Source organism: Frigoribacterium sp. PhB160 (assembly GCF_003751785.1).
Lineage (GTDB): Bacteria > Actinomycetota > Actinomycetes > Actinomycetales > Microbacteriaceae > Frigoribacterium.
In genome coordinates, this window is record NZ_RKIE01000001.1 from 384237 (window position 1) to 397837 (window position 13601).

10 protein-coding genes are annotated in these 13601 nt (G+C 74.8%); 8 read left to right on the top strand and 2 right to left on the bottom strand.

Annotated elements, in window-relative coordinates:
• Positions 1-9: 9 nt before the first annotated feature.
• Complete coding sequence (locus tag EDF38_RS01815) at positions 10-975, top strand: RimK family alpha-L-glutamate ligase (protein ID WP_123353686.1); 966 nt, start codon at positions 10-12, stop codon at positions 973-975.
• A 207-nt stretch (positions 976-1182) separates the two neighbouring features.
• On the opposite strand, the gene EDF38_RS01820 is transcribed toward EDF38_RS01815, so the two are convergent.
• A complete protein-coding gene (locus EDF38_RS01820) occupies positions 1183-2049 on the bottom strand; it encodes an AraC family transcriptional regulator (RefSeq protein WP_123353687.1) in 867 nt (288 codons plus the stop codon).
• Positions 2050-2140: 91 nt separating this feature from the next.
• On the opposite strand from EDF38_RS01820, the gene EDF38_RS16140 reads away from it, so the two are divergent.
• The 7 genes from EDF38_RS16140 (at position 2141) to EDF38_RS01855 (ending at position 12488) form a co-directional block, all read left to right on the top strand.
• Entirely contained in the window at positions 2141-5620 is a 3480-nt protein-coding gene (locus EDF38_RS16140; RefSeq protein ID WP_233572132.1) for a DUF5107 domain-containing protein, read from the top strand.
• Positions 5621-5635: 15 nt separating this feature from the next.
• The gene (locus EDF38_RS01830) at positions 5636-6643 is read left to right on the top strand and encodes a substrate-binding domain-containing protein (protein ID WP_123353688.1); all 1008 of its coding nucleotides are present in this window, start codon (positions 5636-5638) and stop codon (positions 6641-6643) included.
• A gap of 79 nt (positions 6644-6722) precedes the next feature.
• On the top strand, positions 6723-8285 hold the full coding sequence (locus EDF38_RS01835) for a sugar ABC transporter ATP-binding protein (RefSeq protein WP_123353689.1): 1563 nt from the start codon (positions 6723-6725) through the stop codon (positions 8283-8285).
• Positions 8282-9328, top strand: coding sequence for an ABC transporter permease (locus EDF38_RS01840; protein WP_123353690.1), 1047 nt, complete (start codon positions 8282-8284; stop codon positions 9326-9328). Before EDF38_RS01835 ends, EDF38_RS01840 begins: the two co-directional genes overlap by 4 nt.
• A 2-nt stretch (positions 9329-9330) precedes the next feature.
• Complete coding sequence (locus EDF38_RS01845) at positions 9331-10521, top strand: zinc-binding dehydrogenase (RefSeq protein ID WP_199734550.1); 1191 nt, start codon at positions 9331-9333, stop codon at positions 10519-10521.
• Positions 10518-11549: a DUF4380 domain-containing protein gene (locus EDF38_RS01850; protein ID WP_123353691.1), complete on the top strand. Its 1032-nt coding sequence runs from the start codon at positions 10518-10520 to the stop codon at positions 11547-11549. Before EDF38_RS01845 ends, EDF38_RS01850 begins: the two co-directional genes overlap by 4 nt.
• A gap of 138 nt (positions 11550-11687) precedes the next feature.
• Entirely contained in the window at positions 11688-12488 is an 801-nt protein-coding gene (locus EDF38_RS01855) for a TSUP family transporter (protein ID WP_123353692.1), read from the top strand.
• 37 nt (positions 12489-12525) lie between these two features.
• Here EDF38_RS01855 and EDF38_RS01860 read toward each other — a convergent pair whose 3' ends face one another.
• On the bottom strand, positions 12526-13578 hold the full coding sequence (locus EDF38_RS01860) for a helix-turn-helix transcriptional regulator (protein WP_123353693.1): 1053 nt from the start codon (positions 13576-13578) through the stop codon (positions 12526-12528).
• Positions 13579-13601: the final 23 nt, after the last annotated feature.

Sequence of the window (13601 nt, forward strand, 5' to 3'; positions counted from 1 at the left end):
GATCGGGGGATGACCACCGAGACCGCCGATCCGACGACAGCCGTCGTCCACGTTCTGCATGACAACGAGGAGTGGCTGCCGCCGCTGCTCGCCGCCCTCGACGCCGCCGGGGTGCCGCACGCCGAGCACCTGCTGGACGGGAGCTCCTTCGACCTGGCGGCCGCGCCTCCGGCCGGGGTGTTCTGGTCGCGCCTCAGCGCGTCGGCGGCGACGCGTGGCCGGGCCACGGCGAAGGAGGTCGCGCGCGCGACCCTCCGCTGGGCCGAGCGGCACGGTCGCCGCGTCGTCAACGGCAGCGCCGTCGTCGAGCTCGAGGTCAGCAAGGTCGCGCAGTACCTCGCCCTCGCGGCCCACGGGTTCGACGTGCCGCGCACGGTCGCCGTCTTCGGCACGGCCGACCTCAAGGAGCGGGCGCGCGAGCTGCCGACGCCGTTCATCACGAAGCACGACCAGGGCGGCAAGGGCATCGGCGTGCGGCTGTTCGACGACCACGAATCGTTCGACGCCTACGTCGACGGACCCGACTTCGAGCCGCCCGCGAACGGCACGACGCTGCTGCAGGAGCACCTGCAGGCCACCGAGCCCTTCGTCACCCGGGCCGAGTTCGTCGGCGGCCGATTCGTCTACGCCGTGCGGGTCGACACCTCGGCCGGCAGCTTCGAGCTGTGCCCCGCCGACGCGTGCGTCGTGCCCGCCGGCGCCGACCCGGCCTCGTGGGCGCCGTTCGCGGTCCGCGGGTCGGTGACGGCGGAGCACCCGCTCGTGCAGCGGCTCGAGGCGTTCCTCGCGGCCGAGGGCATCGAGGTCGCGGGCGTCGAGTTCATCGAGACGGCCGACGGCCGGACCGTGCCGTACGACGTCAACACGAACTCGAACTACAACCCCGACGTCGAGCGCGAGTCGGCGGTGTCGGCCGCTGCCGTGCTCGCCGCGTGGCTCGGCGGCGAGCTCGCGGCGGAGCGCGCCCGCGCCTGACCCGCGGGTCGCGCCGCGTGCGGCGCCGCGTGCGCGTGAGTGCGTGCGTGCGGAGCCGCGTGCGTGTGCGTGCGTGTGCGTGCGCGTGCGCGTCGCGTCGCGTTTCGCGCGTGGCGTCGCGGCAGAACGCGACGCGGTGCGCAGAACGTGACGCCGTGCGGCGGACGGCCAGGGCTGCACCGGGCCGCTGCCCGGCCGGCGCCGCCGTCAGCCCTTGCGCTGCGCCCGGTACGCGCTCGGCGCCACCCCGTGCACGGCGCGGAACTGCCGTGCGAAGTAGAAGGGGTCGCCGTAGCCGACCCGCTCGGCGACGAGCCCGATCGGCAGGTCGGTCGTGTCGAGCAGCTCGCGGGCTCGCGCCATGCGCAGCTGCGTCTGGTACCGCAGCGGCGTCACCCCGGTCTCGCGCCGGAACCGCGTCGCGAAGTGCGACGGGCTGAGCCGGGCCATCGCGGCGAGCTCGTCGACCGACACGCGCTCCGTGACGTGCTGCCGCAGGTACTCCTGGGCCTGCCCGACGAGCGAGACGCGGGGGGCGCCCGCGGTGCGCTCGGACGAGAGCAGCGCCATGAGGTGCCAGGCGGCGCCGGAGGCGGCGAGCGCGCTGGCGAACGTCTGGTCGCGTTCCATGGCCTGGACGACCTCCTCGACGAGCGCGACCACCCGGTAGACGTCCGACAGCTGTCGCACGGGGGCCGACGCCGTGACCCCCGCCACCCGGAGGAACTCGCCGAGGTCGCGCCCCGCCACGTGCAGCCACCAGAGCGTCCAGGGCGTGCCGTCGTCGGCGCCGTAGGCGTGCGGCACCCCGGGCGGCACGACGACGACCTGGCCGGCGCGCACGGGGTGCCGCACGCCCGCGACCTCGCACCAGCCGGAGCCCCGCGTGCAGACGAGCACGACGCACTGGTCGACCCCGTCGGGCCTCGTCATGCCGTGCGCCCGGGCCTCGGGGAAGTAGCCGGCGTCGGTCACGACGAGATGCGAGGTGCCGGGCCTCGCGAGGGCTGCCCGCACGCGCGGGCGGGGCATCACGAGCAGTCGTTGGCCGGGGAAGCCGTCCTCGAGGAGCATCCCGCCAGTCTGGCCGTCGACCGGGGTTTCGTCCAGGCACGCGGCAGGATCGGTCGTTCCGCCCCGACCGCGGGCTTCGTAGGGTCGATGCATGCTCACCGTCGAGTCGACACTGACTCTCCCCTCCGTGCCCGCTGACCAGGCCGCCGCCGGCGTCGCCGCCTGGTCGGAGCCGATCACCGTCGACACGTACCTGCCGGGCGAGCCCGACCGCTATCCGGCCTTCCTCGACGCCCGCGTGTACCAAGGATCGTCCGGCCGCGTCTTCCCGCTCCCGTTCCACGAGCGCATCTCCGCCGAGAAGCGGCCGCACCGCTGGGAGGCGGTGCACCTCGAGAACCGCTGGCTGCGCCTCGTCGTGCTGCCCCAGCTCGGCGGCCGCCTGCACGTCGCCTACGACAAGACGGCCGACTACGACGTCTTCTACCGCAACAACGTCGTCAAGCCCGCCCTCGTCGGCCTCGCCGGTCCGTGGATATCCGGCGGCGTCGAGTTCAACTGGCCGCAGCACCACCGCCCCGCGACCTTCCTGCCGACCGACGTGTCGATCGAGCGCGAGGCCGACGGCGCCGTCACCGTCTGGTGCTCCGACCACGACCCGTTCGCCCGCATGAAGGGCATGCACGGCATCCGCCTCCGCCCCGACTCGTCGCTCATCGAGGCGCGCGTGCGCTTGTTCAACCGCAGCGACGAGACGCAGACCTTCCTCTGGTGGGCCAACGTCGCCGCGGCCGTGGGCGACGACTACCAGTCGTTCTTCCCCACCGACGTCCGCCACGTGGCCGACCACGCCAAGCGCGCGGTCGTCGACTTCCCGCGGGTGGACGGCGACTACTACGGCGTCGACTACCCCGCGCGCGTCGACGCCGGCCACCCCGACGCCGACCGCCTCGACTGGTACCGCAACATCCCCGTGCCGACGTCGTACATGGTCACGGCGACCGCCGACGACTTCTTCGGCGGGTACGACCACGGCAGGCAGGCGGGCTTCGTGCACTGGGCCGACCGCGCGATCTCGCCCGGCAAGAAGCAGTGGACCTGGGGCGACGCGCCCTTCGGCCACGCCTGGGACGCCAACCTCACCGACGGCGACGGCCCGTACGTCGAACTGATGGCGGGCGTCTACACCGACAACCAGCCCGACTTCTCGTTCCTCGCCCCCGGCGAGACGAAGTCGTTCAGCCAGTACTGGTACCCGATCACGGAGATCGGCCCCGCCCACCAGGCGACCCGCGACGCGGCGATGCGCCTCGACCTCGACGACGCCGTCCTCCGCGTCGGCCTCGCGGTCACCGCAGTGCGGTCGGGCGTCGAGCTCGTCGTCCGGGCCCTCGACGGGACCGTGCTCGACACGGTCGCCGTCGACGTCGAGCCCGGCGTGCCCGCGGTCGTCGACCGTCTGCTGCCGGCCGGCACGCGCCTCCCCGACGTCGTCGTCGAGGCCCGTCACGACGGTCGCCTCCTCGTGGCCGTCGACGGGCGCGCCGTGCAGGGCCAGCTCGACGCGACCCGCGCCCCGCACCGCGGCGAGGGCAGCAGCACCGGGACGAGCGACGGCGCCGGGACGAGCGACAGCACCGCGTCGATCGAGAGCGCCCCCGCCGCCGCCGTGGCCCCGCCCGCCCCCGCCGACGTCGCCACGGTCGAGGAGCTCTTCCTCGTCGGCCAGTACCTCCGCCAGTACCGCCACGCGACGCGCTCGCCCGAGCCGTACTGGCGCGAGGCCCTCCGCCGTGATCCCGGCGACGTCCGCACGAACGTCGCGCTGGCCGCCCTGCTCCACGGCGCCGCCCGCTACGACGAGGCCCACGCCCTCCTCCGCACGGCCGTCGCCCGGCAGCTGACCTGGGCGCCGAACCCCGCCGACGGCGAGGCCCTCTACCGCCTGGGCCTCGTGCTGACGCGCCTCGGCCGGGTCGACGAGGCGAAGGAGGCGCTGGCCAAGTCGGCCTGGAACGCCGCCTGGGTGGCCCCCGCCTCGCTCGCCCTGGCCCGGCTCGCCGGCCCCGACGACGCCGAAGCCGCCGAGGCGCTGCTGCGCACCGCCCTGACGCACGGCAGCGACAACCTCCAGGTGCGCGACCTGCTGACGCTCGTGCTGCGCCGTCTCGACCGCCCCGCCGAGGCCGACCGGCTGCTCGCCGAGACGCTCGAGCTCGACCCGCTCGACCAGTGGGCCCGGCACCTCGCCGGCCAGCGGCTCACCGACGACGCCCCGACGCTGCTCGACGTGGCGCTCGAGTACGCGTCGTCGGGCTACGCCGACGAGGCGGCCGGCGTGCTCGACATCGCGCAGGGCGCGGTCGGCGCGACCGCGCTCGGCCAGGTCGCCGTCGGCCCGCTTCTGGCCTACCACCGCGCGTCGCTGCTGCTGCGGGCGGGCCGGGTCGACGAGGCCCGCCGCGCGCTCGCGACGGTGCACGCCCTCGACGCGACCAACTGCCTGCCCTCGCGCCTCGACGACGTCGCCGCGCTGCTCGACGCGGTGGCGCTCGACCCCGGCGACGGCCTCGCCTGGTCGCTGCTCGGCAGCTGGTGGTACGACCGGGGCCGGGGACGCGACGCGGTCGAGGCCTGGCGCCGCGCCTCCTCGTGCGGTCTCGACGACGCGCAGGCGGCGGTCGTCGAGCGCAACCTCGGTGTCGCGTCGTACAACGTCCTGCACGAGCCCGCGACGGCCGCCCGGCACTACGACGAGGCGCTCCGACGACGCCCCGACGACGCCCGCCTCGTCTTCGAGCGCGACCAGCTCGCCGGCCGGCTCGGCGCCCCCGCCGCCGAGCGGCTGGCCGTGCTCGACGCCCGCCTCGACCTCGTCGCCGAGCGCGACGACCTCTGCGTCGTGCGGGCGGGCCTGCTCACGCGGGTCGGTCGGCACGCCGAGGCGCTCGCCGCCCTGTCGTCGCGAGCCTTCCAGCCCTGGGAGGGCGGTGAGGGCCAGGTGCTCGGCGCCTGGGACGACGCGTCGCTCGCCGCCGCCCGGCAGGCGCTCGCCGACGGCGACCCGGCGGCCGCCCGCCGTGCCGTCGAGGGCGCGCTGACGCCCCCCGCGAGCCTCGGCGAGGCACGTCACCCGCTGGCCACGACCGCCGAGCTGCACCTCGCGCTCGGCGACGCCCTCGCCGCGGCGGGCGACGACGACGGCGCCCGCACGGCGTGGGCCGAGGCGTCGCGCGCCACCGGCGACTTCGCCGGCATGGCGACCCAGGCGTTCACCGAGCGGAGCGGCGCGGTCGTGACCGCCCTCGTGCGGCTCGGTGACGCCGAGGGCGCTCGTGCCCTGCTCGACGAGTTCGACGCGTACGTGGACGAGCTGGGCCGGACGCCCGGCGAGGTCGACTACTTCGCGACGTCCCTGCCGTCGCTGCTGCTCTTCCACGACGACCCGCAGGACGTCCGCGACGCCGAGGTCGCGGTGCTCCGTCGCACCGTGTCCGGCCTCCGCGCCGACCTCGACGGCGAGCCCGCCCCCACCGACCGGGCCACCCCCGCCGACCCCACCGACCCGACCGGCCCCACCGACCCGACCGCCCCCGCGGTCACGCCCGGCGACGACGCCGTGCGCCCCTAGAAAGGAACCCGCACCATGACGACACCGACCAGGACGCGACGACGCGCCCTCGCCGCCGCCGCGCTGTTCGTCGCGACGGCCGCCCTCGCGGGCTGCTCCATCCCGAACGCCGGGGGAGGGGACGGCGGCACCGAGCGCATCGGCGCCCTCTACCTCGACTCGCAGGGCTTCTACGGCGGCGTGAAGAAGGGCGTGCAGGACGCCGCCGACGCCGACTCGAAGAAGGTCGACTTCATCGAGTCGACCTCCGCGGGCGACGTCTCGAAGGAGAGCTCGTTCATGAACACGCTCACCTCGTCGGGCGTCAGCGCGATCATCATGTCGGCGGTCTCGACCGACGGCAGCGTGCCGGCCGTCCGCCAGGCCAGCGAGGCCGGCATCCCGGTGATCTGCTACAACACCTGCGTCAGCGACGACGCCGTCGACCAGTACGTGACGGCGTGGGTGCTGGGCGACCCGCTGAAGTTCGGCGGCGACCTGGGGAAGCAGGCCGCGGAGTACTTCACCGAGGCCGGCGTCACCGACCCGCAGATGGGCGTGATCAACTGCGAGCAGTACGAGGTGTGCCAGCAGCGCTTCAAGGGCTTCTCGGAGGCGCTCACCGCCGCCCTGCCCGGCACGACCTTCGTCGCCAACCAGGAGGGCGCCGAGGTCGACACCGCGGTCTCGACCGCCGAGCAGATGCTCAGCGCCCACCCCGACCTCGACGGCATCTACGGCGAGGCCGGCGGCGCCACGGTCGGCGCGTACAAGGCCGTGCACACCCGCGGGCTCGTGGGCCAGGTCGCCGTCTTCGGCTCCGACATGACCAGCGACATCGCGGCCGAGCTGGCCGACGGCTCGGTGCTCAAGGCCGTCGTCGACATCAGCGGCATCGAGGCGGGCAAGCTCGCCTTCGCCGCCGCGCAGGACGCCATCGACGGCACCGAGCCCGACGAGAAGGTCGTCGCCGCCCCGATCGACCTGTACCTCACCGCGGACGCGGCGGGCTGGTCCGAGACGCACCCCGACGGCCTGCCGTGATCGGCAGGGGGAGCCCGGCCCGCGCCGGGCTCCCCCTCGCCCGCTCCCCGCTCCACCACCCGATCCACGGAGGACCCCCTTGTCAGAGTCGACAGCCGGCACCCCGGCCCCGCCGCTCGATCCCGCCCGCGACCGCGGCGCCCCGATCGCCGAGGCCCGCGGCGTCAGCCAGGTCTACCCCGGCGTCACCGCGCTCGACGGCGTCGACTTCGCCGTGCACGCCGGAGAGGTCCGTGCCCTGCTCGGCCAGAACGGCGCCGGCAAGTCGACGCTGATCCGCCTGCTCAGCGGCGTCGAGACCCCCTCGGCCGGCGAGGTGCTGCTCGGCGGCCGACCGCTCGGCGACGGCGGCGTGACGGCGGCCTCGGCCGCCGGCGTGGCCACCTGCTACCAGGAGCTCAGCCTCGTCCCCGGCGTCACCGTCGCCGAGAACCTCGCGATGGGCCGCTGGCCCCGCGGCCGGTTCGGCATCGACACGCGCGCCATGGTCGAGCGGGCCCGGGCGACGTTCGAGCGCCTCGGCGCCGACATCGACGTGCTCGCCGAGGTGGCCGGGCTGACGCTGGCGCAGCAGCAGATCGTCGAGATCGGGCGGGCCCTGCAGGACGACCCGCGCCTCCTCATCCTCGACGAGCCGACGAGCGCGCTCGCGGCCGCCGAGGTCGACCTCGTGCTCGACACCGTGAAGCGGCTCGCCGCCCAGGGGGTCGCGGTGCTCTACGTCAGCCACCGCATGGACGAGATCCGCCAGATCGCCGACACGGCGACCGTCATGCGCAACGGGAAGGTCGTCGAGACGGTCTCGATCGCGGGCAGCGACACCGCCCACATCATCGAGCTGATGATCGGCGCCGACCCCGAGGAGCGCGCCGTCGCCACCCGACCGGCGACCTCCGGCGAGGTGCTGCTCAGCGTCGCCGACCTCGACGTCGCGCCGAAGCTGCGCGGCGTCAGCTTCGAGGGCCGTGCGGGCGAGGTGCTCGGCATCGCCGGGCTGCTCGGCTCGGGCCGCACCGAGCTGTTGCAGGCGATCGCCGGGTTCCGCCCTGCGTCGGGCGGCACGATCGCGATCGCCGGTTCCGTCGTCGACCGGCCCACCGCCTCCCGCATGCTGTCGCTCGGCGTCGGCATGACGCCGGAGGACCGCAAGGGCCGCGGCGTCGTGCCCGGCCTCGGCATCGACGAGAACATCGTCATGAGCGACTTCGGCGCGGTGAGCCGGGGAGGCGCGTTGTCGGCCGGCGCGATCGCCACCGCCACGCGGGCCCTCGCCGAGAAGCTGAACATCAAGGCGCACGACCTGTCGCGTCCCATCAGCACCCTGAGCGGCGGCAACCAGCAGAAGGCGGTCATCGCCCGCTGGCTGCACGCCGACAGCCGCGTGCTGCTGCTCGACGAGCCCACCCGGGGCGTCGACGTCGAGGCGAAGGCGCAGATCTACGAGATCATGCGCGCCGTCGCCGACACCGGCAAGCTCGTCGTCTTCGTCTCGAGCGAGGTCGAGGAGCTGCCGCTCGCCTGCGACCGCGTGCTCGTCCTCCGCGACGGCGGGCTCCGCGAGGAGTTCCGCGCCCCCGACATCTCCCTGCCCGTGCTGCTCGAGGCCTCCATGGCCTCGGGCGAGAGAAGGACGACCCGATGACCACCACGCTCGACCCCACGACCGCCCCGACCCGACCCGGAGGCGCGCCCCGCGACGGCGCCGTCGGTCGCGTCCGCGACACCTTCCGCCGCAACACCACGCTCGTCAACATCGTCGGCCTGCTCGTCGCGATCGTGCTGCTCTACCTGTACCTCATGTTCAACGCGGTGGGCTTCTTCACCGTCGCGAACCAGAGCGGCCTGCTCCGCGACGCCGCGCTGATCGGCATCGCCGCGACCGGCATGACCCTCGTCATCATCGCCGGCGAGATCGACGTGAGCACCGGCCCCGCCGTCGCGCTCTCGTCGGTCATCGTCGCCGTCGCCATGACGCAGTGGGGGCTGCCGGCGCTGCTCGCGATCCTCCTCACCCTCGTCGTCGGCGCCGGGTGGGGCGCCCTCGCGGGCGTCCTCCGCGCTCGCTTCCTCGTGCCGTCGTTCATCGCGACGCTCGGGCTGTGGAGCGTGCTGCGCGGCCTCGGCCAGTTCGGCACCGACGCGCTGCCCGTGCCGCTGCCGATCGACGAGCCGGTCATGCCGTTCCTCACCGGGACGATCGTCGGCGTCCCCACGCCCGCGGTCGTCATGATCGTCGCCTTCCTGGTGTTCGCGTTCGTCGCCCGCAAGACGGCCTTCGGCCGCTCGGTCTTCGCCATCGGCGGCAACGCGGCCGCCGCCCGCCTCGCCGGCATCAAGGTCGCCCGGGTGCGGATCGTCCTGTTCGCGATCATGGGCATGCTCGGCGCCCTCAGCGGCGTGCTGCTCGCCGCCCGCCTCGGCTCGGGCAACGCCGGCGCCGCCAACGGGCTCGAGTTCGACGTCATCGCGGCGGTCGTCATCGGCGGCACGGCGATGTCGGGCGGACGCGGCAGCCTCGTCGGCACGTTCCTCGGCGTCATCTTCATCACCCTCATCGGCAACGGGCTCGTGCTGCTCGGCGTCGACTCGTTCCTGCAGAGCGTCGTGCGAGGCGTGATCATCGTGCTCGCCGTGCTGCTCAACGTCACCCTGTCGCGCAAGCGCGGATCCCTCGAGGAGAACTGACCATGACCACGACCGCACCCTCCCCGGCCGACGCGACCCGCGCCTCCTCGTCGCCCTCGGGCACCATGCAGGGCGTCTTCCTGCCCGGCGACCGCACGGCGGTGCTGCGCACCCACGACATCCCGACGCCCGGCCCCGGCCAGGTGCTCGTGCAGGTCGGCGCGAGCGGCATCTGCGGCAGCGACATCGGCTTCATCTACGGCGGCTACAAGACGCACAAGGGGCTCGACGGCGCCCCCGCGTACCAGGGCGTCGTGGCGGGCCACGAGCCCTGCGGACGCATCGTCTCGTCGGGCCCCGGCGTCACCCGCTTCGGCGTCGGCGACGACGTCATCGTGTACCACATCCAGGGCTGCGGCCGGTGCCGCAACTGCCGGGCGGGCTACTTCATCAGCTGCACCGACCAGCCCCACAAGGCGTCGTACGGCTGGCAGCGCGACGGCGGCCACGCCGAGTACGTGCTCGTCGACGAGTCGACCTGCGTCCCCCTGCCGGACGGGCTGTCGTACGTCGACGGCGCTCTGATCGCGTGCGGCTTCGGCACGGCGTACGAGGGCCTGCGGCGCACGGGCGTGCACGGCGGCGAGGACCTCCTCGTCGTCGGGCTCGGGCCCGTCGGCCTCGCCGCCGCGATGCTCGGGCGCCTGCTCGGGGCCCGTCGCGTGATCGGCGTCGAGCGCTCGCCCGAGCGCATCGAGTTCGTGCGGGCCACGGGCCTCGTCGACGACGTCGTGCTCGCCGACGCCGACGCGGTGCAGAACGTCCTCGCCCTGACCGACGGCGTCGGCTGCCAGGTCGCCGTCGACTGCTCCGGCAGCATGCCGGGCCGGTCGACCGCGGTCGAGGCGGCGGCCGAGTGGGGCCGCGTCGGACTGCTCGGCGAGGGCGGACGGCTCGAGACCGAGGTCTCGGACACCCTCCTGCACAAGCAGCTCACGCTGACGGCTTCGTGGGTGACGTCGCTGCAGGGCATGGAGGACGTCGCGCGCATGATCGCCGAGGGCGGCCTCAGCCCCGAGATCGTCGTCTCGCACCGCCTGCCCCTCACCGACGCCGACGAGGCGTACCGGATCGCGGCCGCCGGGGCCACGGGCAAGGTCGTCCTGGTCCCCGCGGGCGCTCCCGTGCGCGAGGAGCCGGTCGGGCGCGAGCCGGCCGGGCGCGAGCCGGTCGTCACCTCGGCCGACGCGTGACCGCGGGCCCGGCCGAGCCGCTCGACGCCACGGGTGGGGCCGGGCCGCTCCCGGCGCCGGTGGTGGCCCCCGCCGGGACGCCCGAGCTGCCCCTGCTGCGGGTCGCCACGGCCGACCTCGTGCTGACGTTCGCCCCGACGCGCGGGGGTCGCCTGCTCTCGCTCGTCGCCGGTGGCCGCGAGCTGCTCTGGCACGACCCGCTCCTGCTCGACTCCGACCTGGCGCCCGTGCGGCCGGTCGCGAGCTGGCCGGCGAGCGACGGCGACATGTCGACCTGGGCCAACGTCGGCGGCTCGAAGACCTGGCCGGCCCCGCAGGGCTGGTCGGGCCCCGAGGAGTGGGCCGGCCCGCCCGACCCCGTGCTCGACTCGGGAGCGTGGACGGCCGCCTGGACCACGACCCCGGGCCTCGCGACCGTCACCCTGACGAGCGCCGACGACCCGCGCTCGGGCCTCCGCGTCGAGCGCCGCTTCACGGTCCCCTCGAGCGGCACCGCGTTCACGCAGACGGCCACCTTCACCAACGTCTCGGCCGTCCCGCGCACCTGGTCGATCTGGGAGGTCTGCCAGGTCGACACCGCCGGAGGCGCGGGTCGGCCCGTCGAGGAGGCCGCCGTCGTCGTCGCCCACGCCGAGCGCCCCGTGGAGCTCGACCTGGGCAGCTGGGAGGGCCGAGTCGCCTCGACCCGGCACGGCGACGACGTGCTGCTGCCGGTCGGGTCGGGCGTGGCCAAGCGCGGGTACCCGGAGGCGTCGGGCTCGGTCGCGTACCGCGCCGACGGCCTCGCGCTCGAGCTCGCGACCGTGCCCGTGCCCGGGCCCGGGGGGACGTGGCCCGACGGCGGATCCAAGGTCGAGGTGTGGCTGCAACGGCCGACGGCCGAGCCGATCACGTCCCTCGGCGACCTGCACCCCGCGGCGCACCTCGTCGAGCTCGAGGTGCTCGGGCCGCTGACGACGCTCGCGCCGGGCGGGTCGACGAGCCTCGACGTGTCGTGGAGCGTGTCGGTCGCCGACCGGAGCCGCTAGCCGGCGCCCGGGCGTCGCGTCGCGTCGCGTTCTGTGGGTCGCGTCGCGGCGGAACGCGACGCGGCGCGCGGAACGTGACGCCGTGCGGCGGACGGCCAGGGCCGAGGCCCGCGGCCTGCGCACCGCTAGGGTGACGCGGTGGGCGTGGAGCAGCTGACGGTCGGGGTGGTCGCCCTCCTGCTCGTCGCGGCGCTCGCGGCGGGCTGGATCGACGCCGTCGTCGGCGGCGGCGGGCTGCTCCAGCTGCCGGCCCTGCTCCTCGTGCCGGGGATGAGCCCCGTGCAGGCGCTCGCCACGAACAAGCTCGCCGGCGTCTTCGGCACGACGACGAGCTCGATCACCTACTACCGGCGGGTGCGGCCCGACCTCCGCACGGCCCTGCCCACCGCGGCCGTCGCGCTCGTCGGCAGCTACGCGGGGGCGAGCCTCGCGGGGTCGCTGCCGGCCAGCGTCTTCAAGCCCGTCATCATCGTCGCGCTCGTCGTCGTGGCGGTGGTGACGATCGCCCGCCCGAGCCTCGGCGCCGTGACGGCCCTCCGGCACACGGGCCGCACGCACCAACTCGTCGCGGCGGGCATCGGCCTCGGGGTCGGCTTCTACGACGGGCTGATCGGCCCCGGCACGGGCACGTTCCTGCTGATGGGGCTCATCGCGGCGCTCGGCTACGACTTCCTCACCTCGAGCGCCACGGCGAAGATCGTCAACGTCGCGACGAACCTCGGCGCGCTGCTCTACTTCGCCCCGCACGGCCACGTGCTCTGGGCGCTCGGCCTCGGCATGGGCGTGGCCAACGCCGTCGGCGGCTACGTCGGCTCGCGCATGGCGACGGCCCGGGGCAGCCGCTTCGTGCGGGTCGCCTTCATCGTCGTGGTCGGCGCGCTGATCGTGAAGCTCGGGTGGGACGTGGTGCAGGAGAACCTGCGGCCGCTCTGGAGCTGAGCCGCCTCCTGACCGATCCGGGCGGCGCGGCCGGGCCTCAGCGGCCGAGCGTCTCGCTCGGGTACTCGCCGAAGCGCTTCGCGTAGACCGCCGAGAAGCGGCCGAGGTTGCCGAAGCCCCACCGGCGCGCGACCTCCGACACGAGGGCGTCGCCGGGCCCGGCCTCGACGAGCTCCTCGTGGACGCGCTCGAGCCGCACCTGCCGCAGGTACGCGGTCGGCGACATGCCGAAGTGCTCGTTCATCGCGAGCTGCAGCGTGCGCGTGTGGACCCCGACCGCGTCGGCCATGTCGGTCGGGGTGATGGCCTCGTCGGCGTGCGCGTGGATGTACTCGGCGGCCTGGCGCACCCGTGCCCCGCGCTCGGTGCGGAGGCTCCGCGGCACGTCGACGGCCCGCCACGGGAAGAGGTCGAGCATGCCCCGCACGAAGGTGAGCTGCGACTCGAGGCGGAGCAGCGGCTCGGCGGCCCCGTCGACGATCGCGCGGGTGGCGTCGGCGGTCCGGGTGCGCCACCGGGCGACGTCCGCCGCCGACGGCACGACCGTGTGGTCGAACGCGATGCGCTGCGGCGGGCCGCCGTGCCGCTCGGTCGCCGTCTGCTCGAGGAACTCGACGCCCGCCCGCACGAGGTGGCTGTGCCGCGGGGTGAACTCGAACGAGATCGCGTCCTCGGCCGGCACGAGGAAGGGGTCGGCGCCGACGCTCGAGAAGGTGTGCCCCTTCGTCGTCACCCGGGCCGACCCGCGGCGGAACCACATGACGATGTACTGCCGCGGGAACGGGATCTCGCCCTGCATGAAGGCGGTGAAGAGCGACGACTGCAGCACGAGCCGCTCGTCGCCCGCGTAGAGGTACCGGTAGCGGAACGGCTCGTCGGCCAGCTGCGCGCGGAAGTCGCGGCCCCGGTAGTGCGCCGTGCGGCTGCGGAGGGCCTCGGCGAGGTCGTCGCCCGCGTTTTCCTCGCGGAAGTAGCCGGGGGTCGAGGGACCGCCGGAGGCGCTGGTCGCCCCCGTCGTCGCCGTCGAGGCGCGCTCGTCCCGCGACGTGCCGGGGTCGTCGGGCTGGTGGGTCACCTCGGTGCTCGTCATGACGTGCCTCTCCTCGGCGGGCC

Coding starts and splice junctions, on each gene's coding strand:
- EDF38_RS01815 (WP_123353686.1), top strand. CDS start 10: ATGACCACCGAGACCGCCGATCCGACGACAGCCGTCGTCCACGTTCTG.
- EDF38_RS01820 (WP_123353687.1), bottom strand. CDS start 2,049: ATGCTCCTCGAGGACGGCTTCCCCGGCCAACGACTGCTCGTGATGCCC.
- EDF38_RS16140 (WP_233572132.1), top strand. CDS start 2,141: ATGCTCACCGTCGAGTCGACACTGACTCTCCCCTCCGTGCCCGCTGAC.
- EDF38_RS01830 (WP_123353688.1), top strand. CDS start 5,636: ATGACGACACCGACCAGGACGCGACGACGCGCCCTCGCCGCCGCCGCG.
- EDF38_RS01840 (WP_123353690.1), top strand. CDS start 8,282: ATGACCACCACGCTCGACCCCACGACCGCCCCGACCCGACCCGGAGGC.
- EDF38_RS01845 (WP_199734550.1), top strand. CDS start 9,331: ATGACCACGACCGCACCCTCCCCGGCCGACGCGACCCGCGCCTCCTCG.
- EDF38_RS01860 (WP_123353693.1), bottom strand. CDS start 13,578: ATGACGAGCACCGAGGTGACCCACCAGCCCGACGACCCCGGCACGTCG.